Source organism: Oenococcus oeni (assembly GCF_020510245.1).
Lineage (GTDB): Bacteria > Bacillota > Bacilli > Lactobacillales > Lactobacillaceae > Oenococcus > Oenococcus oeni.
The window spans coordinates 1441406-1463695 of sequence record NZ_CP084701.1 but is presented as its reverse complement, the minus strand read 5'-3'; the positions used below and the strand labels follow the sequence as shown (position 1 = coordinate 1463695).

General features: G+C 36.3%; 20 protein-coding genes and 1 pseudogene. 12 read left to right on the top strand and 9 right to left on the bottom strand.

What is annotated here, in order from left to right; all coding sequences use genetic code 11:
- Positions 1 to 18 precede the first annotated feature (18 nt).
- The 6 genes and pseudogenes from J3U91_RS07675 (at position 19) to J3U91_RS07650 (ending at position 6130) form a co-directional block, all read left to right on the top strand.
- Positions 19 to 1155 carry a glycerate kinase family protein gene (locus J3U91_RS07675; protein WP_002820853.1) on the top strand — a complete coding sequence of 379 codons (1137 nt, stop codon included), beginning with the start codon at positions 19 to 21 and terminating at the stop codon, positions 1153 to 1155.
- A 342-nt stretch (positions 1156 to 1497) separates the two neighbouring features.
- The gene (locus J3U91_RS07670; protein ID WP_002820852.1) at positions 1498 to 2211 is read left to right on the top strand and encodes a Firmicu-CTERM sorting domain-containing protein; all 714 of its coding nucleotides are present in this window, start codon (positions 1498 to 1500) and stop codon (positions 2209 to 2211) included.
- Complete coding sequence (gene xrtG, locus J3U91_RS07665; RefSeq protein WP_002817279.1) at positions 2211 to 2813, top strand: exosortase family protein XrtG; 603 nt, start codon at positions 2211 to 2213, stop codon at positions 2811 to 2813. The genes J3U91_RS07670 and xrtG overlap by 1 nt, the downstream gene beginning before the upstream one ends.
- Positions 2810 to 4129 carry a TIGR03111 family XrtG-associated glycosyltransferase gene (locus J3U91_RS07660; protein WP_002820851.1) on the top strand — a complete coding sequence of 440 codons (1320 nt, stop codon included), beginning with the start codon at positions 2810 to 2812 and terminating at the stop codon, positions 4127 to 4129. Before xrtG ends, J3U91_RS07660 begins: the two co-directional genes overlap by 4 nt.
- A gap of 23 nt (positions 4130 to 4152) precedes the next feature.
- A pseudogene (locus tag J3U91_RS07655) lies at positions 4153 to 4522 on the top strand (6-carboxytetrahydropterin synthase).
- Between the two features lie 69 nt (positions 4523 to 4591).
- A complete protein-coding gene (locus J3U91_RS07650) occupies positions 4592 to 6130 on the top strand; it encodes a TIGR03766 family XrtG-associated glycosyltransferase (RefSeq protein WP_002820849.1) in 1539 nt (512 codons plus the stop codon).
- A gap of 128 nt (positions 6131 to 6258) precedes the next feature.
- On the opposite strand, the gene J3U91_RS07645 is transcribed toward J3U91_RS07650, so the two are convergent.
- The 4 genes from J3U91_RS07645 to J3U91_RS07630 all read right to left on the bottom strand — a co-directional run bounded on the left by J3U91_RS07645 (position 6259) and on the right by J3U91_RS07630 (position 10283).
- Positions 6259 to 7134 (bottom strand): carbohydrate kinase family protein, encoded by an 876-nt coding sequence (locus J3U91_RS07645; RefSeq protein ID WP_002820848.1) that lies wholly within the window; start codon positions 7132 to 7134, stop codon positions 6259 to 6261.
- A 14-nt stretch (positions 7135 to 7148) separates the two neighbouring features.
- On the bottom strand, positions 7149 to 8507 hold the full coding sequence (locus J3U91_RS07640; RefSeq protein ID WP_002817283.1) for a purine-cytosine permease family protein: 1359 nt from the start codon (positions 8505 to 8507) through the stop codon (positions 7149 to 7151).
- A gap of 75 nt (positions 8508 to 8582) precedes the next feature.
- Positions 8583 to 9581: an ADP-ribosylglycohydrolase family protein gene (locus J3U91_RS07635; protein WP_002817284.1), complete on the bottom strand. Its 999-nt coding sequence runs from the start codon at positions 9579 to 9581 to the stop codon at positions 8583 to 8585.
- A 9-nt stretch (positions 9582 to 9590) separates the two neighbouring features.
- Entirely contained in the window at positions 9591 to 10283 is a 693-nt protein-coding gene (locus J3U91_RS07630) for a GntR family transcriptional regulator (protein WP_002820847.1), read from the bottom strand.
- 403 nt (positions 10284 to 10686) lie between these two features.
- Here J3U91_RS07630 and J3U91_RS07625 point away from each other — a divergent pair, with 403 nt between their 5' ends.
- From J3U91_RS07625 to J3U91_RS07600, 6 genes are read left to right on the top strand one after another with little or no spacing between them, the layout of a single operon-like run.
- Positions 10687 to 11514, top strand: coding sequence for an ABC transporter permease (locus tag J3U91_RS07625; protein ID WP_002817286.1), 828 nt, complete (start codon positions 10687 to 10689; stop codon positions 11512 to 11514).
- Positions 11511 to 12299 carry an ABC transporter permease gene (locus J3U91_RS07620; RefSeq protein ID WP_002817287.1) on the top strand — a complete coding sequence of 263 codons (789 nt, stop codon included), beginning with the start codon at positions 11511 to 11513 and terminating at the stop codon, positions 12297 to 12299. Before J3U91_RS07625 ends, J3U91_RS07620 begins: the two co-directional genes overlap by 4 nt.
- Positions 12300 to 12313: 14 nt before the next feature.
- On the top strand, positions 12314 to 13366 hold the full coding sequence (locus tag J3U91_RS07615) for an ABC transporter ATP-binding protein (RefSeq protein ID WP_002826701.1): 1053 nt from the start codon (positions 12314 to 12316) through the stop codon (positions 13364 to 13366).
- A gap of 22 nt (positions 13367 to 13388) precedes the next feature.
- A complete protein-coding gene (locus J3U91_RS07610; protein WP_002823575.1) occupies positions 13389 to 14453 on the top strand; it encodes an ABC transporter substrate-binding protein in 1065 nt (354 codons plus the stop codon).
- A 15-nt stretch (positions 14454 to 14468) separates the two neighbouring features.
- On the top strand, positions 14469 to 16172 hold the full coding sequence (locus tag J3U91_RS07605) for an adenine deaminase C-terminal domain-containing protein (RefSeq protein WP_002820845.1): 1704 nt from the start codon (positions 14469 to 14471) through the stop codon (positions 16170 to 16172).
- On the top strand, positions 16169 to 17080 hold the full coding sequence (locus J3U91_RS07600; protein WP_002817293.1) for a nucleoside hydrolase: 912 nt from the start codon (positions 16169 to 16171) through the stop codon (positions 17078 to 17080). The genes J3U91_RS07605 and J3U91_RS07600 overlap by 4 nt, the downstream gene beginning before the upstream one ends.
- 212 nt (positions 17081 to 17292) lie before the next feature.
- Here the strand turns inward: J3U91_RS07600 and J3U91_RS07595 are convergent, their stop codons facing one another.
- From J3U91_RS07595 to J3U91_RS07575, 5 genes are read right to left on the bottom strand one after another with little or no spacing between them, the layout of a single operon-like run.
- Positions 17293 to 17982, bottom strand: coding sequence for a glycerophosphodiester phosphodiesterase family protein (locus tag J3U91_RS07595; RefSeq protein ID WP_002820844.1), 690 nt, complete (start codon positions 17980 to 17982; stop codon positions 17293 to 17295).
- A gap of 28 nt (positions 17983 to 18010) precedes the next feature.
- Entirely contained in the window at positions 18011 to 19384 is a 1374-nt protein-coding gene (locus J3U91_RS07590) for an ABC transporter substrate-binding protein (RefSeq protein ID WP_002820843.1), read from the bottom strand.
- On the bottom strand, positions 19381 to 20211 hold the full coding sequence (locus J3U91_RS07585) for a carbohydrate ABC transporter permease (RefSeq protein WP_002817296.1): 831 nt from the start codon (positions 20209 to 20211) through the stop codon (positions 19381 to 19383). The genes J3U91_RS07590 and J3U91_RS07585 overlap by 4 nt, the downstream gene beginning before the upstream one ends.
- Positions 20211 to 21167 carry a carbohydrate ABC transporter permease gene (locus tag J3U91_RS07580; protein ID WP_002820842.1) on the bottom strand — a complete coding sequence of 319 codons (957 nt, stop codon included), beginning with the start codon at positions 21165 to 21167 and terminating at the stop codon, positions 20211 to 20213. The genes J3U91_RS07585 and J3U91_RS07580 overlap by 1 nt, the downstream gene beginning before the upstream one ends.
- Before the next feature lie 3 nt (positions 21168 to 21170).
- On the bottom strand, positions 21171 to 22247 hold the full coding sequence (locus J3U91_RS07575; RefSeq protein WP_002817298.1) for an ABC transporter ATP-binding protein: 1077 nt from the start codon (positions 22245 to 22247) through the stop codon (positions 21171 to 21173).
- Positions 22248 to 22290: the final 43 nt, after the last annotated feature.

Sequence of the window (22290 nt, the reverse complement as noted above, 5' to 3'; positions counted from 1 at the left end):
ATAAGCGTGAGGTGAAACATGAAATTCGTAATCGCACCAGATTCATTTAAAGGAAGTCTAACGGCAAAGGAAGCTGCAGACGCAATTCACGAGGGACTGCTGCGCATTTTTCCCCATGCCGAATATGAAATTATTCCAATGGCCGACGGAGGCGAAGGTACGGTTCAATCCTTGGTTGATGCGACCAATGGCGATTTTGAGACGATTGACGTTTTGGATCCCTTGGAAAAAAAGGCAAAAGCTCATTATGGCTTATTCGGTAATCAAAAAACAGCTGTAATTGAAATGGCTGCCGCCAGTGGTATTCAGTTTGTTAATGAGGAGACGAAAAATCCTTTGATCACAACAACTTTTGGTACGGGTCAGATGATCCTGGACGCCATGCATAAGGGTGCCAGAGAAATTATTATCGGGATTGGAGGCAGTGCAACGACCGATGGCGGACAAGGAATGGCGGAGGCACTCGGGGTTCAATTTCTGGATGCAGACGGTCATCCAATCAAGCGCGGTGGAGCTGGGTTGGCTGAACTCGACCATATTGATCTTTCCAAAGTCGATCCACTGGTTGCTCAAACAAAAATCAGAATCGCTTCGGATGTTGTAAATCCTTTGGTTGGACCGAAAGGTTCAGCTAGGGTTTTCGGTCCGCAAAAAGGCGCAACAAGATCAATAATCGAAATCTTGGATAAAAATTTAAAACACTATGCCGATATTATTCAACATGATCTTGGCAAAAAATTGGCTGATTTTCCTGGAGCCGGAGCCGCCGGTGGCTTGGGAGCCGGCTTATTGGCCTTCACCAATTCTCAAATGGAAAAAGGAGTTGAAATTGTTGTCGAAATGACGCGTTTAAAAGAACGTTCCAAAGGGGCAGACTATGTTATTACTGGCGAAGGAGCAATCGACTCTCAAACTCAGTACGGCAAAACTCCGATGGGAACTGCACAGGCTGTTAAGGCAGCTGTTCCCAATGTGAAAGTGGTTGCCTTAGCCGGGAATGTCGGCGATGGAATCGATCAATTGTATCAACTTGGGATTGATTCGATCTTTTGTATTTTGCCGGGGGTGGTCAGCTTGGATCAGGCAATTAAGAATGCCAAGAAAAACTTAACGCAAACCGCAGAAAATGTCGGTCGGTTAATCAGCCAACAATAATCCAGGTATCACATTAAAAAGCAGATAAAAAACGCCAAAATATCAGTTTGGCGTTTTTTAATATCGTTAATTATTTTTTGAAAATACTATTTAGGCTAAAAAGGATCCCTATTTGACTAAATATAAAATTATTATCCGGTTGTAGCTTTTTATGAAATTTATCTTAATAATTGATTTTTTTGACTCATAAGTTTTGTTTAAGAAAATAGACAATGAAATATTATTATTTATTAACTATTGACAAAAAATTATTAATATGTTAAGACTCAATAGAAGAAAATAGAGATTAAGTTCTTTTCCTGTAGGAAAAATTATCTTATTTATATACGAGAAAGAAAAAATATGAAAAAAATTATTGTATTGATAACTTGTTTTTTCGGATTTTTTTTGCTTCCAATTGTAGTAGTTCACGCTGACAGTATTTCGAGCGGTTCTGGAATTTTAATTGATGGAAAATTCGACGATTGGTCTGGTAAGCCGATGACGGATTTTTACGAAGAAGGAACGAATGGAAACGTTACTTATAAGCTGTCTATGTTGTCAGACGATCAATACCTGTATTTATACGTTAATATGATTCCTTACGGCGGACATCAATCCGGTCTACAAACTGCTGGATATGTTATTACTATCGGCAATAAGAAATACGATATAAGTTTTCTTAATGTTCCAGGCAACTTATCAGCTGGTCAGACGGCCAGCTTCAGTGCAGGTGTGTGGGATGAGACAAGTTACACATATAAAACCAACGGAGTGGGCTATGTAAACGCATATAGTGAGACTTTCCCTGCAGACACATCTTTATATCGAAAAGGAACATATACCAATAGTGTAGCTGAAGTCAAAATTCCCATAACGGATTTCAATCTCAGCACAATTTCAGGTCAATCGATAACACTTGCTAATTCGAATTTGGGTTATCAACATATTACGATTGAAGGTACTAGCACGGGACCTTATATTATTGTGGGAATTGGTTTTTTGCTTGCTTTGTTTGGATTTTTTGGAATTACTTATAAGAAGAAAAATAATCACGAAAAGATTGGATTTCATTAATGCTGATTACGACAATAATTTTGATTGGGACCATTATATGGGTTTATATCCTGTCAGTTTTAAAACGCGCCAAGTTATCGGCTTTCTATTTTATAACTGGAAGCGTCGGTCTTTTCTTAATTTTGATGGCCTTAAGCCGGCCATATGGAATCTGGCTTTTTTCAACGATTGTGACAAGAGGCATTGGTCTTTTCGGGTCTTTAAGTGGAATGTTTACTGCTTTTTACAGAGAAAATTTAATCGAGATACAAAATACTCACGATACAATTCTGATGTTTGTCGATTATGAATGTTCCGGAATCATTGAAACGACTGCTTTTTGGAGTTTGATAGCTTTTTACCCTGTTTACAGTCGCAAAGAAAGAACTATTATAGGCGTCGCTGGAGCTTTGTGGATCTATGCTGCAAATATTTTACGTCTTTTTGTTGTCGCGACAATTGTCTTTTTTAACGGAAATAAAATATTTTTCCTGGCGCATTCTGTTTTAGGAAGACTTTTCTTTTATATTTTGGTTATAGCCTTATATTACAATGTTTTTACCCGTGCTCATATTATAAAAAACTTTACAGGAAAGTTGATATATAAGGGAGACGAAAAATGAGTTTCTTGGATCAAGCATTTGCTCAAATGGGTTTTTGGATAACTTGGATGCTGATACCGATTATTTTTGAGATAGTCCCGGAATGTCTTTACTTTGTCAAATTAACATTTGAAAGCAGAAAAAAAAACGACTTAAAGAAACCGGCGAAATTGCCGATTATTTCGATTATTGTCCCTGTTTATAATTCCGAGGAGACACTTTTTAAATGCCTTGGATCAATCAGTGATTCAAGCTATCCAAACAAACTTATGCAGGTTATCGTTGCTAATAATCAAAGTACTGATAATAGCTTTCAAGTATTCAATAAGGTTCAACAGTCTTTCTCCAATTTGAGGCTTCAATGGATGAACACCGATAAAGGGAAAGCATCTGCCTTGAATTCGGCTATTTATAATAGTTCTGGCAAATATATTATTAATTTGGACAGTGATGGTGTTTTGGAAAAGAATGCACTAATGCGGATGGTTCTTGGTTTTGAAAATAACTCTGATATTGATGCAATGACTGGCACCATTTTAACCGAAAAAGCAATTATTCAAAATAACAAAAAACCGTTATTGAGATTATTACAAAATAATGAATATTTCGAATACGCTCAGGCTTTTCTTTCAGGAAGAAGTATCGAATCATCGGCTAATAGGCTCTTCACGATGTCGGGTGCTTTCTCGGCGTTTAGAAAAGAAGTATTATTAAAAACCTATATGTACAATACTCAAACAGTGGGTGAAGACACAGATATGACTTTTCAAATTCGCAGTAAATTAAAAGGGCGGGTGGCTTTGTGTACTGATTCTTTTTTCTACGTAGACCCGATTGAAAGTCTCGATCAGCTGTATATTCAAAGACAAAGATGGCAGCGTGGCGAAATCGAAGTCTCGCGTTCCTTTATGAGCGACCAGCTGCATCTCGATAAGTTTTTTAAAAATTTTATGGTTCGACGCTTAATGATTGACCACACCTTTGTTTTTCCACGAATGATTTGGATGTTCGGAATTTTTGTTTTGGCCTACCTTGGTTACTCACCAATTGTTTTGCTTTTATCAGTTATTTTTATGTATTTGCTATACGTCTTTGATTCATTTCTGAATTTTATCAACGTTAGAATGTTTCTAAAAAAATTTGACGAAGAGCGATCGTTCTATAGCAGAAAATGGTGGATTATGTTTACGATGCCTTTATACAACTTAATCTGTTCTTTTATCAGGCTAATTGGAATTATAAACAGTATCACTCTACCAATCAAATGGAAATCCAAAACGTTTAAAGAAGAATGCGCGGATATAAAAAAGTTGTTCGGAGTGATTTTAAGGGAATGAAAGACAAAAAGGGAAACAAATAAATGACACGTAAAAAATATACTTACAAAATGAGATCTTACATTAATGCCAGCCATGCAATTCGTTGGGAGGCCGGGATTGGTTCTGAGCACCCCCCACACTTGGGAGATAATTTGTGAAATCGTTAGTTCTAATGATCATATGATTAAATTTGAAGATATTGAGGAAGTTATTACTGAGACAATCAGTGGCTTATCAGGCAAATTTCTCAATACAATCGCCCCTTTCGACAAAATCAATCCGACACTGGAAAATTTAACAAATTATCTCTTCGATATGATCACTGATTCCTTGAAAAAAATAAACTGTAAATTGATAAGAATTGAAGTAGGAGAATCCCCGACACGTTTTTACTGTATATCTTTAGATTGATTATCAAGAAAGCGGGAAAAGTATGGTTAATTTTCCTATCGTGGAATTGCTTAAAGAGGAGATGAATTGATGAAAAGAAAGGGACTATTTTCTTTGGGAAATAGAATTATTTTTTATATTTTCAATTTTTTTATTTTTTTAACGCTCTATTTTGCTATCGCATCTCCCAATTTAACACTTGGCGATACTCCTGCCGGAAATCGAACGACATGGATTTCAGTTGTCTTTTTACTTTTTCTGTTGACAATCAGTCTTGCGATTTTCGTAAATGAAAAGTTACGCAATGTTTTTCGGTATATTTTTATCAAACGCGCTTTATTCAGTTCGATTGTTATTTTTGTTCTAGTGATCCTGTTGCAAATTATTTTTGTCGAGCTGACTCATCCCTCGATTGGTTTCGATGCAGGTGCCATTCATTCGGCATTGACGGATACTAAAAGTCGAGAACTACAAGCCTATTATAGTTTGAGCACGAACAACATTAATTTGATGCTACAGCAACACTATCTTGCGAAATTCTTCTCCAATAGTTCATGGTTGCTTTTTGATAATATTAATCTCTTTTTGGTTGATTTATCGGCAGTTTTCAACACTTTGATTGTCGCGGTTCTGGATAGAAGAAAAATAAGCAATGTTTTGTATATTCAGTCGATTTGGTTGGCTCTATTTCCAATGATCTTGGTTCCTTACTCTGATACTTGGGTTTTGCCATTTGTTTCGCTTTATTTGTTGAGTTATTGTATTGTTTTCCATTCAAAATTTAATGGTATCCTTCGAGTATTTTTAGCGATTATTGGCGGGAGTGTTTTAAGTGCATCATACTTTATCAAACCGTCGGCTATTATTCCTTTTATTGCTATTTTCCTTGTTGAAATACTTTATCTATTTAAAAAAGATGATCGAAGAAAGAAAAAATACGCGTTTATTATTTTAATTTCCTCTCTTTTTTTCATTGTTTCAACTGGAATTACTTACCGTTATCTGCAAAATGCAAATAATTCTGAAACCTATATGAAAATAGATAGAAGCAGGACGATGCCGGCAATTCATTTTATTAGCATGGGGATGGCTGGAGATGGCGGCTATAACAAAGAGGATAATTTGGCCATGGCTGCTCGACCAAGTAAAAAGGAAAAAGTTGAATACTCTAAAAGAAAGATTAATCAGCGTTTAGCAAGAATGGGTATTTTTGGATATATAAAGTTTTTATTTCATAAACAAAATAAGAACTCATCCGATGGTAGTTTTGCTTGGTTGATAGAAGGGCATTTTATGTCAGCAAAGGTTGCTTCTAAGGGTCTTAAGGCTTTTGTTCAAAGTTTTGTATATCCGAATGGCAAACATTTAGCGGATTTTAGATATATTGCGCAATTTTGGTGGATAATTTGGCTCTTTATAATAGCTTTTGGATGGCGATACAGAACAAAGTTTTCACAAGTGCTGCGGTTGGCAATCGTTGGTGGATTTTTGTACCTGCTCATTTTCGAAGGAGGAAGAAGCAGATACATGATCCAATTTTTACCAGTCTACATAATCGTTGCTTCACTTGCTTTAAACGATGTTGTTGAAATGATTGGAGAAAAAATGAGTTGGCTGAAGGAAGAGTGATTTTATAGAACTTTATTTTTTTCATGAAATAAATTAAAAAACAACTAAGATTCAATTCTGATTTGATTAAATCTTGGGCTGTTTTCCTTTTTATCACTTTAAATTAAAGAACCTAATTATATTTATATTTACAAACTGCCGCTCTCTTTTTCAACTACTAAACCGGAAAGCCTGTTTGCTAGTATTACAGAATCTTTGAATGACATATCTTTGTTTAACCCCGCTAAAATACCGCCACAATGAGTATCGCCAGCTCCGATTGTGTTGATTATCTTATCCTTTTTTTCAGAAGGAATTATGTGATCATTTCCATCATAATAATAGCTTCCGTTTGACCCCAAAGTTACAATAACGGGACTTTCTGTTTTTGCATAAATCCTTCTCGCTTTTTCTTCTAGTGAGTGGCCTTTGGGCATGAAATAATTTGCTTCTTCTTTGTTGCAATTTATAATCACGTTTTTTTTCATTATTTTTTGAATTATTGTTTTAGATATGGAAGAGATGCGAGGGGATGCATCAAATAATAGTAATGATTCTGGGATACGTTTCTGCAGTTCTTTAAGAATTACCTTGCCTGCGTTTTCATTTTCCATTTCATATCCACTTAAATAAAAATATTTGTATTCATTAATATTAATTGTCTTGAACCATTCCGTTTTCCAATCTTGTTCAATGCCCTGTATTGTTAGAAAGCTTCTTTCTCCTCCTGGTTCAATAAAGGAAATATCCCATCCATTGTCATTTCCCCTAACTGGTAATTTTATTGGAATTTTTAATTCTCTCATTTTTTCTTTGATTTGGTTTGCATAATTTCCCTCACCAACAGGTACAAATAAATCAGTATTAATTTTTTCGTGCTTTAGAGTTCCAAAAACATTAAATGCCGAACCACCTACTACATATGATTTGAGTTTTCCAGGAATGTCATCACCTGTCTTTGGCAATTTTGGCACATCAACTATTACGTCGACGAAAGCTGCTCCAATTACTAGTGTTTTATTCATAATTAACGCTCCTTCTAATCACGTTTGTTCATCTTTTTAAGTAAATAAAAAATAAACATAAATAAAATTGCAGTAATTCCGGAAATGAATACTCCCAAACTGTTATTTCGGAATATACCTTTCGCGAACGGCCCGTTCCAAATTGCATTATTTGTGAATAATAGCCCTATAAGAGTAGCCAAAATCCAAGAAATTATTCCATCCCATTTATAATGTATTGGTGAACGGTTTTCCATTAATTTAATGTCATATCCCTTTTTTCTATACATAACGCTGTCACACAAGAATATGGCAACCCAAGATGCCAAACAAATACCGAGGAAATTAAGGAAGAGTTCGAAGCTGCTGAGAAAATTTCCGGAAACAAATAAAACATAAATCGGAATTAATATAACGATCGCACCATGGATTACAAGTGATGATCTTTGAGATATATTTATTCCGACGGTTGATAGATTAATTCTTGCTGAGCGCAGCGATATTATGCATTGCGGGATCAAACCACCCACTGCAACAAGAAAATAAGTAAAACCGAACCAACTTGGCAATACGTTATACATAACTGAAAATGGTTCACTTGCGTTTGCTAAGTTTGGGGAAATTGTACTTAATAAGACGCCTCCGGACATTAGGATAAAAAGTGGAATTGATCCACCTAAAGTTGTATTCCAAAATGTGGCGGAAGGTTTAGTATTAGTCTTTACATAGGCTCCCCAATCAGCTGCAGCCATAGACCAAGAAATGCCTGATCCTGCAGCTACGATACTTATCGCTGGCAAAAAACCTTTGACCCAACTTCCTGATGGTAGTTGAAAAGCTTCGTTCCAATTAGCTTTAAAGAGGAATATAAATAAAATAACTAGTGTTAATATTCCAAAAATCCAACTTAACCAAGTTTGAATTTTGGCCAAGACGTTTTCTTTAAGAAGACCCGAAGCAATGACTAATCCACCAAAGATAGCCAAAGCAATTGCATCAGACAAAGTAGTTTTAGGAATATTAATTGTTTTGAACATAGCCGTAAGTAATAGCGTTCCGGTTAAAACGTTCACCGAAACCCAACCAATCATATTTATCCAGGCGATGAAATTCGGAATTTTGTTTCCGCGGGTCCCATAGGCGGCCCGACTAAGTTTAAAAGTTGTAATTCCTTCTTTTCGCCCGATCATTGCCACCCAACCAGGTGCTGTGAATGAGAGGGCTCCAATTAAAGCTGCAATAGTTGACTGTATAAATGATAAATGGTAGCTAACAATTATAGCTCCGTAGACGAATCCTAATATTCCGATGTTCGCAGCAAACCAGTTGTAAAAAAGCTTACCCGGCGTGAGTGTTTTTTCTGAATTTTGTATCCTGATTGAATCTTCATTCATTTTCTAGCTCCTTTTCGGAATCTATAAAATAATTTCAAAAATTCTTGCGCTGTTATTCATAAAAAATTTTTTTATTTAGTTTTTAAATGAAATTATTTTGTCGCTAAGTTCCTCAATGTTGTGTTGCGGATTTTTTTTGTCTATCAATTGTTTCCATTCAATTGGAATGCTTGACGCTCCATTTTTAGCACCACAGATTGCTGTGGCCATCGCTCCGATTGTGTCTGTATCGCCACCAAGATTTGAACATAGGATCGCACATTTTTGAACATCTTTTGTATAATATGCCGCTGAAACTGCTGCTGGAATGCTCTCCGAAATCATAGTCCCAGTTCCTAAAGTTTCATAGATTTGTTTGCTGAATTCGTCTTCGTTATTCGCATATTTGTCCGCTATATCAATTCCTATTTCCAGACGATTTTTGTTTTTGGCAGCCCAAGTGGGGGACCCAAGTTTTAGTCCTTTGTTGTTTGCTTTAATTGCATAATTGATAATGTCATCCCATGAATAATTGGCAATTCCGGCTGTTACTGCACCAGCGATCATGCTTGCTCCGCTTATTGAAACGTCACTTGAGTGAGTTATTTTTGTGACTTGATATACCATTTTTACCAAATTATCTATTTGATTTGTTTCAAAAAGAGATCCAATTGGAGCTATTCTCATTCCAGCCCCGTTAGTCAACGCTTTTTTTGTAACTTCAGTTGGATCTTTTCCTTCTTTAATTAGAGTGAGAGCGGCTTTGCTGCTTGGTCCTAGAATATTATTTTTCCACGCCCCAACTTTATTAGCCCATTCCATAATGTGCTTAACCAGAATTTCTTGTTTGGGTTCCCAATGTGCTTCTATTAAAGCATCAAGAATCGCAAAGGCTTGATTTGTATCATCGGTGTATTCACCTCGACTGAAATTCAGCGCAATCTCATTATCTTGTGTGCCATCCATGAAATCAGTTATTTTTCCGTCGAATTTTTTTCTAATTTTTTGAATTGGCCATAGCTCAGACGGCATTCCCATTGCATCACCGATTGCCTGACCGTATAATGTTCCTAAAATTTTGTCTTTATCTCTCATCGATTTCTCCTAAATTCCAAGAGTGAATTTAAAGCGCGCTTGGTCACTGTATATTATGCCGACTTTTTCCATGATTTCAGAATTGGAGTCATATACAAAACCGTTTACTTTCAATAAAGGATTACCTTTTGAGACCCTCAATAAATTACTGATTTCTTCTTCTGGAGCAACTGGTATGACTTCAAGATTAGCTATCGCTGGATAAGTGTTGTACTTATTTCTTAGGACGTCATATAAAGAACCCTTTTCAAAATTATATTGATCCAATCCTGGAAAATCATCTAAACTCAAAATCGATTCGTCGAATGTCAAAGGAGCTATCTCATCATTGATTTTGATACTGCGTAAGCGCTTGAGAAGCATTTTGTGGCCATTGTCAATTTTCTTTTTTTTAATTAATTTTGTTATTGGAGTTGCCCCAATTTGATGTGCATACTCTGAAAATCCTTTAAAATTAAACATCTCTATTTTTGGATGTTTAAATATCACAAACGATCCCTTTCCCTGAACTTTTTCGATTAACTGCATTGTTTCCAAATCTCTTAGAGCCTTTTGCACTGTCGATCTTGCTGTTCCAAAGAGATTCGCATACTCACTTTCTGATGGCAGTTTTTCTCCAATTTTTCTATTTTTTATAATGTCCATCTGAATGCTAGAAACAATTTGTTTTCTAGTTGTTTTATTTCCTTTATAAGATTCCATAGATAATTTCCTAATTTGAGTACTTGAGTACTCAAGTAGATAATAAATCTTTATGGTAATATTTGCAAGCGATTACATAATTTTTATGGGAACTATTTATTTATAAATTATTTCAGATAGATATTGAGAATCAAAAAAATATTAATAAAAATTTATCATTGGAAGCATCGATGCTTTTTATTTTGATGGATTTAAAAAATTGTCTTACAAGCATAAATCACAAAACAAGTAAATCACGATTAAAGACGAACAAAAACGAATAAAAATATTTTTTAAGGCTTTTTTAATACTTTTTTATGAATGATTATGGAAATTACTCTAATATAGTTCGTAAAATAGTGATATTATGAATTAGTCGTCATTTTGGAGGGACGCAAATTATGATTGAAAGGCTGGTATTTCTTTGTCGAAGAAAAATAAATTCGGATTGATTATTCCTGGGATTGTTGTTCTGCTTATTACTTTTTTTTACCCCTTGATAATGATGGTATTGCCGACTTTTTCTTCCAGCGAAGATTCGGCTAATAGTTATTTTGGATTTTTATCCAATCAACAAAATCAACTGGTAATTTTAAGAACGGTATCAATTGCTTTGGTTTCAACTTTTATTATTGTACTTTTAGGGATCCCAACCAGCATTTGGCTTTCTAAACTATCCGGTTTCAAAAAGACTTTTCTACTGACTTTAGTTGTCTTTCCAATCCTAACCAATAGTGTTGTCCGGAATTACGCTTGGATTACGATCTTGGGGAATAGTGGAATTTTAAACAATTTATTGAAATTTCTACATATTATTAATAGTCCTTTGTCTTTCCTTTATACTGATGGATCTATTATTGCCGGAATTGTTTATCTATTTTTGCCAATTATGATAATTACTCTAATTGGCGAATCCGAAAAGCTTGATCCTGAGTTGGACAACGCAGCTTTGATGTTGGGCACTCGACCGGCAAAAATATTTTGGAAAGTAACCATTCCTCAATTGACAACTGGGATTATTACTGGAGTAACTCTGGTTTTTGTCGGAGCGTTAACGGCCTATACAACACCACAAATTTTGGGAGGTAATCAGCGGTTGGTGATGTCGACACTTTTGTATCAGCAGGCTATGACCCTCGGGAATTGGCAAGCTGCGAGCGTTATCGCAACGATAATGATTGTTATTGCTTTGTTTGTGACATTTCTGTTAAGGAAATTTCAAAAAAAGGTAGATAAGAGGAAAACATTGTGACAACGAATAAGCACTTACTTACGAAAATAATTGGGATTGTGACGATTGTGTTCCTTGTTTTTCCACTGATTTTGATAGTCGTAACATCATTTGGAACTGAACCAACTATTTCTTTTCCAATCAAAGGCTTTACTTTTGCTTGGTATGCAAACATTTTTTCTCAGGATTCTTTTACTCAAGGTTTTATAACCAGTGTCGTGATTGCATTATTGGCATCGCTTGCTTCTGCCTTGGTTGGCCTTCCAGCTGCTTATGCTTTGACAAGGGGTGAGACAAAGTTCAGTCATTTCTTAGAAAGTGTTTTCTTGGCACCGGTTATGGTTCCTGAGGTTGTTCTTGGTTTCTCCTTGTATTCGTCTCTTGTTATATATGCCCGTTTTCCATTATTTCTCAGCCTCCTTTTTGGACATTTTCTAATTTGTATGCCGTATACGATTAGGCTGCTTATTGGCGGTTTGGAGCAATTTGATTCAAGTATAGAAGAGGCAAGTTGGGTTCTGGGAACTTCTCGTTTATCTGGATTTTTCAAAATGGTTTTGCCAAATATTTCCACCAGTATTATTTCCGGATTTCTTTTGTCCTTTATCAATTCTTTTAATAACATTCCGGTATCTGTATTTTTAAGCGGAGCAAACGTGAATATGTTGCCGACGTCAATTCTAAATTATCTGCAAAACAATTACGATCCGACTGTTTCGGCAATTTCAACCTGCTTGATGTTGCTAACACTTATATTCATGCTGATGGCTGAAAAGAAATTAGGCCTGAAAAGCTTAATCAATTAAAAAAAGGGGATCAGATGGCTAGATTAGATGTCAAACATTTGGCAGTAAGCTATAACGGAAAAAATAAAATATTGAATGATATAAATTTAACGATTGAAGATGGTGAGTTGGTTTCGCTTCTTGGACCAAGCGGATGTGGGAAGACAACTACTCTAAGATCAATTGCAGGGCTTATTCGATCCAACCAGGGTCAAATTCTGGTTGAGGGAAAAGATATCAGTAGGATTCCGGTTTATAAAAGGAATTTTGGGATGGTTTTTCAAAGTTATGCACTTTTTCCGCAACTGACGGTGAGAGAAAATGTTGCTTTTGGTCTTAAAAATCAGCATATTCGTGAGCCCGATCTGAGTTCGAGAGTAAATGAAATGTTGGATATAGTTGGTCTTTTGGATTACGCGGCGAGATTTCCAAGCCAATTATCCGGCGGACAGCAGCAGCGTGTTTCATTAGCAAGATCTTTAGTTACCCATCCCAGTCTTCTTCTGTTGGATGAACCTTTAAGTAATCTTGATGCGAAGTTAAGGGTTGAAATGAGAGAAATGATTCGCGAAATTCAACAACGCTTAAAATTAACAATGCTTTTCGTAACACATGATCAGTCAGAATGTTTTGCTATTTCTGATCATGTAGCTGTGATGAATAAGGGCGTGATTGAGCAATTTGACAGTTCAGAATCTATTTATCATCATCCTTTAACGGAGTTCGTTGCACATTTTATTGGTTATGAAAACTTTTTCCAAGTAAAAAAGTTCTTAAAAAATCAAAAATATTTATTAGATCATAATCTTGAGTTTACAGCGGCTGACTCATCTCCGAATGTGATCAGTTTGACGATTCGTCCAGAGGATATCGAAATAATCGAAAAAGAAACGGAAAATTCGGATAATCATAATCAATTAGAAGGAAAAATATTATTTTCCACCTATCTGGGTGATAGCTATCGCTATCAAATTGATACACCTTTAGGGATTGTGATTGCGGTTTCTGGAACGGATAAAAAATATCTTTCCGGACAGTCGATTGTTTTAAACTTTCCCAGCCAAAAGGTTTTGGGATTTAGCAAATAAATTTATTTAAAAGGGAATTAAAATGGGATTAATAAAAAGTATTTTTATGCGTGCGGCAATTATTACCGGAGCCTTATTAACATTTGTTTCATTAATAAACACAAATGTACAGGCTAAAAGTTCAGGAAGTTTGACGGTTTCGACTTTTGGATTAAGTACCAAACAAATGCAGAGCGATGTTTTAACTCCGTTTTCTAAAAAGACAAATGTTAAAATAAACACCCAATTTGGCGATAGTGCTACTAGATTAACTCAGATTGAAAAAAATAAAAACAGTAACGTTGACGTGGTTGAGTTATCGCAAAATAATGCATTAACTGCAAATAACGAGAAAGTCTTTCAGAAATTGGATTTTTCCAAATTGAAAAACTTTAAATATTTATCGAAAAGTGAACAAAAACTGGCCAAAGAGACTAACAGTATTCCTTATACGATCAATAGTGTTGGAATTGTCTACAATGCAAAAAAGGTTGGCAAAATAACATCATGGAATCAATTGTGGTCTTCTAAATTAAAAAACAAAATCTCGATTCCTGATGTTACAACAACCTTTGGTCCGGCGATGTTATATATTGCGGCAGATGATTCCGGAAAGAGCATCACTAGCAAAAGTGGAGCATCGGCTTTTTCTGCTTTGAAATCATTAAAGCCAAACCTAGTTAAAACATATACGCAGTCATCTGATTTGGCAAATATGTTTAATTCTGGGGAAATTCAAGCTGCCGTTGTCGGTGACTATGCTGTTGGAATGTTGGAAACTTCTAATTCTAATCTTCGTTACGTTGTGCCCAACAGTGGTACTTATGCAAACTATGATACAGTTTCGATTGTTAAAGGAACCAAGAATTTGAAAGCCGCCTATAAGTATTTGGATTACCGTATTTCTAAAAGTGTTCAGAAAAAAGTCGCTAAAACAAGTTCCCTTAACAATGCACCAGTAAATACAAAAGTCAAATTAAGTGCAGCTAATGCTAAAAATAAAACTTATGGAAAAATTGCCGATCGGGCTAAAACAATTGATTTTAAATATGTGAACGCTCATTTAAAGAATTGGATTACCCGTTGGAATTCGCTGATTAATAATTAAGGAGACAACAATAAATTGATTAAAGCTGATCTAAAAATAATCAATGGCCAAATTTATAACACTTTTACACGTCAGTTCGCTGCAAAAGAAGTTGCGATTGTCGATGGGAAATTTTTTCAAATAGCAGATAAACTATCCGATGATTTTAAATTTAAAGATATACTGGATCTCAAAGGTTCTTATGTTATTCCTGGTTTGATTGATTCGCATATGCATATTGAAAGTTCTATGGCCACGCCAACTAATTTTAGCGAAACTGCGATTCGTTTTGGAACGACAACCGTTATTGCCGATGCTCATGAGATAGCTAACACGAGCGGCATTAAAGGCCTTAAACGTTTTATGGATCAGCCTTCTTTGATAGATACTTTTTTCGCGATTCCTTCTTCTGTTCCTTCTACAAATCCCGAACTGGAAACAACAGGTGGAATTATTGATTTAGAGGAAGTTAAGGAATTATTGGCAGATCCTAGAATTATTTGTCTGGGAGAAGCGATGAATTTTAAAGGAATCACTTCTGAGCCTAATTCTTTAATCAGAAAAATTATTGCTTTATGTCAAAAGAAACGTCCAAGAATGCCCCTTGAAGGCCATGTACCAAACATTAGTAAAGAAGATTTGGCTAAGTTCATTTTTGCCGGTATTTTATCTGATCATACTCAGCAAACGCCTGCCTTAATTAAAGAGAAAATTGAGAATGGCATGTTTATTCAGCTCCAGAAAAAATCTCTCAATAAGGAAAATATAGAAACAATCGTTAAGAACCATTTCTACGATTATTCGGCCCTGGTTACCGACGATACAATGGCCGACGATTTGATCAACGGTCACCTTAATTCTATTATCAAACTGGCAGTGAAATGTGGCTTACCGCTGGAGTGGGCAATATATATGACAACTTATACACCCGCGCAGCACATGCATTTTCAAGATCGTGGCGTGATTTCTCCCGGCAAAATTGCTGATTTTGTCGTTTTAAACAACTTAGATGGTTTCTCTATCAAAAATGTATACAAGAGAGGCGTCCCAATAGATAAATTGTCGATTGATGATGAGAAACCGTTTGCTAGTGAAGAGTATCATTCGATTCATGTTCCTAATCGATCAGCTAAAGATTTTACACTTAGAGTTTCAAAAGATCTAAAAAAAATTACTGCTAATGTTATTGAAATAGCTGCTAAAGGAACATTTACGAAAGCAGTCAAAAAAGAGTTGCTTGTTAAGGATGGTATTGTCGACTGGCAAAAAGCTGGTCTGGCATTATTAGCTGTTCAGGAAAGATATGGCAAAACAGGTCAATTGACTCTTGCTTTGGTTTCTAAATCTATTAATAAAAGTGGCGCAATAGCAACGACTTGGGCTCACGACCACCATAATTTGATGGTTTTGGGAACGAATCCTGATTCAATGGCGATTGCTTACGATAAAGTTGCTAGTCAGCAGGGTGGTTATTTAGTTGTTAAGGATAAAGAAATTGTCGCCAATGTCCAACTGCCGATAGCAGGCATCATAAGTGATGAACCCATTGATATTATTGGTCATAAATTAAAAAAGGTAAGACTGGCAATGAAAGATTTGGGATATGTCAATACCAATGAAATCATGTCTTTGTCGACTCTTTCTTTATTGGTGTCACCTTCGATTAAGGTATCAGATAAAGGTATTTTTGATGTTAAAACTCAAACTAAAATACCTTTATTGCTGGCAGGGGAAGAATGAATAAACTCAAAGAGCTAATTGTAGATACCGACCCGGGGGTTGATGATGCCTTGGCTTTAGCGCTTGCTTTTAGGAACAGCAACTTAAAGATCGATTTAATCACAACTGTTCATGGGAATATTGGCGTTAAACAGTCTACTAATAATGCGCTAAAATTGTTAACATTTTGGGGTAAAAAAGTTCCCGTTGCCGCTGGTTCCAAAGCTTCTCTATTGGGAAGGAATTTTGAGGCGCGATCGGTCCATGGAAACAATGGTCTTGGAGATGCGAAGTTTCCTGCTCCAGACAAAGGACTGCTTTTAAATACAAATGCAGTTTCCTCCATTCATAAATTGTTAAGTAACTCTGATCACAAGATTTCAATTTTGGCGATTGCACCATTGACAAACCTAGCAATTTTATTAAAAGAATATCCGGAAGATCGAAAAAAAATATCAGAGATCATTATGATGGGTGGATCTTGGGGCAGAGGAAACGCTGGCATATTTTCGGAATTTAATGTTTTTAATGACCCGGAAGCAGCAAACATTATCTTTCAAAGCACGATACCATTAACGATTATTCCTTTAGAAATTGGACGGATGGCACAGATAAACAAGAACACGATAACATCGATTAAAGCTTCTGGAATAATTGGATATTCCATATCCTTAATGTTTGGCGGTTACCATAGTGGTCCTGATAGGAATACTTTTAATATTTACGATGCTCTGACGGTTTCTTATTTGCTTCATCCGGAATTCTTTACGCTTGCGTCGGCCTTTGTTGCTGTCGAAATTGGCGGCAAATATACGCGTGGCGCTACAGTTATTGATGATCGTGGTAAATTAAAACAACCTTTTAATGCCAAAGTTGCAAAGAAGGTCGATGTTGAAGCATTCTCCAATTGGTTTCAAAAGCAATGGTAGAATTCAATATTTGGATTTTTTCATAGGGCATAAAAAAGAACGTTGAATGATTCAACGTTCTTTTCTTATATTCCTATATTTGATTATTTAATGATTCTGCACTTTGAAAAATGAATACTGAATAAATTTAAAAGATTTTATTTTGTTTCTAAAATGAATATTTCTGCTTATCTTTATCGGTAAAATTGCAATCTTGGCAATTGACAGTTTGCCTATTGTTCGTTCAATATTTCGGCGGCTTTTTGAAAATTATTCGTAAAAATGCCGGCAACATGCTTTTTTAACAGTTTTTTCTCTTCTAATGGATCATCGATTGTCCAGATTCTTTCGGTTGTGTTTGCCAATTTTTGATAGTGCTTTAAGTGCAAACCAGCCAAATGATTAATCTTCATAAAATGGTGGGCATTATGAAGGTATTTAGGAGTCAAAAAACAGTATTGGCCATTCTTATCCATTTGATAGCATTTTTTTAAAGAGTTTAGATAAAAAGACGAATAGATAATTTGATATTTGAGATTTGTTTTTTTGACCATTTCCATAACGATGGCTTCGATATTTTCATAGTGGAATAAATCGGTCTTAAACTCAAGATTTAACCTAATTGATTTATTCTCGACTAATTTTAAAAGCTCCTTTAGAGAAGGGATTGTCTGCCCGTCGGCTAATTTGAATTTTTTAAGTTCAGCGAATTGATAGTCTTTAATAAAGCCGTTTCCATTTGTTGTTCGATCTATTCTTTCATCATGCATGACCACTGGAACCCGGTCTTTGGTTAAATGAACATCGAATTCAATTCCATCGGCCGAATGGTCAATTGTATATTGGAAACCTGCCAATGAATTTTCCGGAAGGCGGGCTGGAATTCCACGATGGGCAAAAATTAAAGTTTTCTGATCTGACATTTCTTTATATACTCCCTAAATGATGATTTTAATAACGCCAACCGTTGGCTCGATTATTATTTTTAATGTAACTATTCATAGCTTCCTCAGCCTGAGTCAAAGAGCTTTTTATATTGCTGCCGTTATAAATTTGATCAAGGGCTGTGTTGAGAATTATTCTTTCCTGGACAATTCCTTCGACAAAGATTCCCGAGTTGGAATTGTTTGGAACGGTCTTGGCTAATTGTTCGCTGGGAACCTTTAGCGCTGGATTCTTTTTATAAAGATTTTTCAAAGTTTTTGTCTTTTTCGAGTTCTTATTCAAAGCCAGATAGCCGGTTGCTTTTTGCCAGGTAGCTTGATTTTTGGCGCTTTCCAGGTATTTAATAAAATTCCAGGCGCCTTGCTGGACTTCTGAGCTTTTATCGTTGCTGATCCAAAGAGCGGCACCACCAATTGCGACGCCGTTGGCTTTTTGGCCGTCAGCATGAGGATAGTAGGTTACACCAAGTTTTTGATTTTTCATGCCGAGAATCAACTGGCCGATATCGGCTGATGATTCCATGAATATACCCAATTTTCCGGATAAAAAGGCTGCCATTTCATTGGCTGAGGCGTTTGTACCGGAACCGTAATTTATAAAGTCGCCGCTTTTAACGTTTTCTTGGATCCATTCCATCGCTTTCAGCGAACCGGAATTAATGAAAGAAGCTTTTGTTGGTGTTGCTAGACGACCGTTTTGATTGTTAACGCTATAGTTGCCGGAATTTGCAATCAATTGGTCGAATAGCCAGCCATAAACTTCCATTGTCATTCCTTTGACTTTTTTGTTTGATCTTTGATAGAGCTGTTTTGCCACGCGAGTGATATCGCTATAACTTGGATTCATTGGCGGCGGAGTGATATTATATTTTTTTAATAACGACGCATTGTAGTAAAGAACTGGTTGCGATGTATTAAAGGGCATCCCCAATAGCTCTCCTTTTTGACTATAAAAGGCTCGGGCAACCGAGGATATATCGTTTACGTTAAAACTCTTGTCTTTATCGATGAACTTTTGGACCTTCGTGATATAGCCGCTGTGATAAAGTTGGCTGACTGAAATATCAGCTGATTGAAAAACGGCCGGAGAAGTATTGCTTCCATGTGTGTTTAAGATTTTTTGAACGGCTTCTTCGTAAGTTCCTTCAAATTGAGAAACGACTTGATATTTGCTTTGCGATTTATTGAATTGTTTGACGAATTCGTTGAGTTGCGTTTGTGCCGGTCCGGTCATCTCATGCCAAAAAACAATTTTAATTCTTTTGGAATTGTCGGCTGCAGAGGCCTGCTTGTTGCCCAACAAACTAACTGGGAGCAAAGATAAAAACGCAACCGTAAGAACGATGATTAAGTTATAAATAACTCTCTTCTGATTTTTCATTTGACGGCACCTTCATTGAGACCCGATTTAAAGTAATGCTGACCAAAATATAGAACGATCAGGGTTGGAATGACGATAATTGCCGCGCTCGCCTGGATCATCCCCCAGTTGTTGAAAGTTTCCTGGGATTGAAGTTCGCGCAGGCCTACTTGAACTGGCCGGTAGTCGTCACTGAAAGTTGTTAACAAGGGCCAGAGATATTGATTCCAAGCAGAAAGGAAACTATAGGCTGCTAATGTATAAACGCTTAATTTACTATAGGGCAAAGCTCCTTTTAGATAAAATTGCCAATGGCTCAACCCTTCAACGTCGGCGGCTTCCTTTAATTCGTAAGGCATTTGCATAAAAGACTGCCGCAGCATAAAAATACCAAAAGCCGAAGTCATGAAGGGGATGACCATTCCCAAGTAACTGTTCAGTAATCCTAATGATTTGATTGTTTGAAAATTAGGAATTACTTCTGCTTCAAATGGCAGCATCATTGTTGAAAGAACCAGATAAAAATAAAAATTCCGATACTTAAAATCAATGAAGACAAAAGCGTACGCAGCCAGGGAACAGAAAAATACCTGACAGATCATTGTTAAAATCGAGATAAACAAACTGTTGAACAAATAGCGAATTATTGGTGTTTGCGTCAAGGCTGCCCAATAGTTGTCCAGGGAAATATTGTCAATAAACAGTTTTCCGCTTGAAATGTCGGCAGTCGGTAGAAGACTTGTCCAAAGGCCGATTATAAAAGGACCAAGGATTAGAAGCGACAAAATTATCAGCAACAGGTAATGCCAAGTTTTTTTGCTTCCGGTCCACTGATTTAGATTTTCCATTAATAGCTGACCTTCTTTTCCAAATATTTGAATTGAATAAAGGTTAAGATAGCGATAATAATCGTTAGGATGACCGATTCAGCGCTGGCTTGCGAATAATTACCATTCAAAAAAGCATTTTGATAAATTTGGTAAACCAGCATATTGGTTGCATTGTTTGGCCCACCAGCTGTCATTAGATCGATTAGGCCGAAACTTTTAAATGATTCGATTAATGTAATGATAGAAACGAAGAAAAGAGTTGGTGAGATGAGTGGAATTGTCACGTGCATAAATCGGTAGACCGGGCCAACTCCCTCAATTGCTGTTTCTTCATAGAGACTTAGCGGCAAAGATTCGAAGGCACTGAAAAGTACCAGGAACGCAAAGCCCAAATTCATCCAAACAGTTGAAATTATCACGGAAATCATCGCCAAGTTCGGATCGGTTGACCAGTTTAGAATCGGCAGGTGAAAGAAGGCTGCGACCTGGTTTAAAATTCCAATTGAAGGATTAAAAATAAATAGCCAAAAGATTGCCGAGACCGATATGGAAACGCCCATCGTCGAAGAAAAAATTGTTCGAAAAAAACCGGACCCTCTAACGTTTTTGCTGGCTGTACTTGCTAGTAAAAGACCTAAAAAAATCGTCAAAACAGAAACACCAATAACATAAACGAAAGTGGATCCTAAGCTGGCAAGATAAGTGCTGGATGTTAAAAGGGAAACATAGTTTTCCAAACCAACAAAGACTGTGTTTTGTCCATTCCCATTCGTCAAGAACAGGCTTAGATAGATTGTTTTCAGCATTGGATAAAAAATAAAAAGAATTAGAAGGAGCAGCGACGGCCCTAAAAACAGCAGTGCGTAAAATTTGTCATTTTTTTTGACGCTGATTTTATTCGCCAATATTGATTTTTTTGAATTTTCAAGAATATTTTGTTTTTTTGCATCGAGTAAATTCTTTTCCTCTTCCATTGATTAAACTCCCACGCTGATGGCAGCCAAGTTTCTTTTCTCAGGATCGAAAACGAAAGCGTCGCCTCTTGAAGTGGCTTTTATTCTTTCTCCCGGGGCAATCGATAGCTGATTTTCTTTTACGATTCTGACTGTTTGGCCATTATCCAGTAAAGCCGATACAATCGTTTGCGAACCTAAATTGGAAACATTTTTTACGCTTGCATTTCCCTCCTTTAAATTATCAATTGTTTCAAAGTCCATTTGATTCGGTCGAATTCCGACCACATAGTCGTTCTTATCAAGTTTTTTATTGACTTTTATTTTTAAATATTTGTCGATTGTAATCTCGTGATTGTTCGATTGATAATTTCCTGACAGAATATTGATCTTTGGGGAGCCAAAAAAATTGGCAACAAATTCGTTAGCCGGCTGATTATAAATTCCCAACGGCGTATCGATTTGTTGGACATGTTTGTCGTTTAAAACCATGATATGATCAGCCATCGTCATTGCCTCGATTTGATCATGGGTGACATAAATAAGCGTTAAACCTAGTTTTTGCTGCAAGTCGCGAATTTCGGAACGCATTTTTACTCTTAATTGGGCATCCAGATTGGATAAAGGCTCGTCCATTAAACATATTTTGGCATCGCTGGCGATTGCCCGGGCCAATGCAACTCTTTGCCTTTGGCCACCGGAAAGATCCCTCGGTTTTCTTTCCTTATAATCGGAAAGATCAACCATTTCAAGCGCGTGAGCAACTCTCTTTTTAATTTCCTCTTCGGGCATTTTTCTGGCCTTTAATCCAAAAGCGATATTGTCCTCGACATTGAGAAAAGGAAAAAGCGCATAATCCTGAAAAACCATCGTCAGATTTCTGTCTTTGGCGGCCAGTCCATTAATTTGTTTTCCATTAATCTTTATAATTCCGTCGGTTATATCGATCAGGCCAGCCAACATTCTTAGAAGGGTACTCTTTCCGCATCCTGATGGTCCGACAACTGCAAAGAATTCACCGTTTTCAATTTCGGCATTGATATTTTCAAGTACCGGTGCTTGATCATAAGTTTTTGTAATATTCTTAAATTCGATTGACAAAGTAGTTCTCCGTAAATTTCCCTTATTTTTCGATTAAAAATTC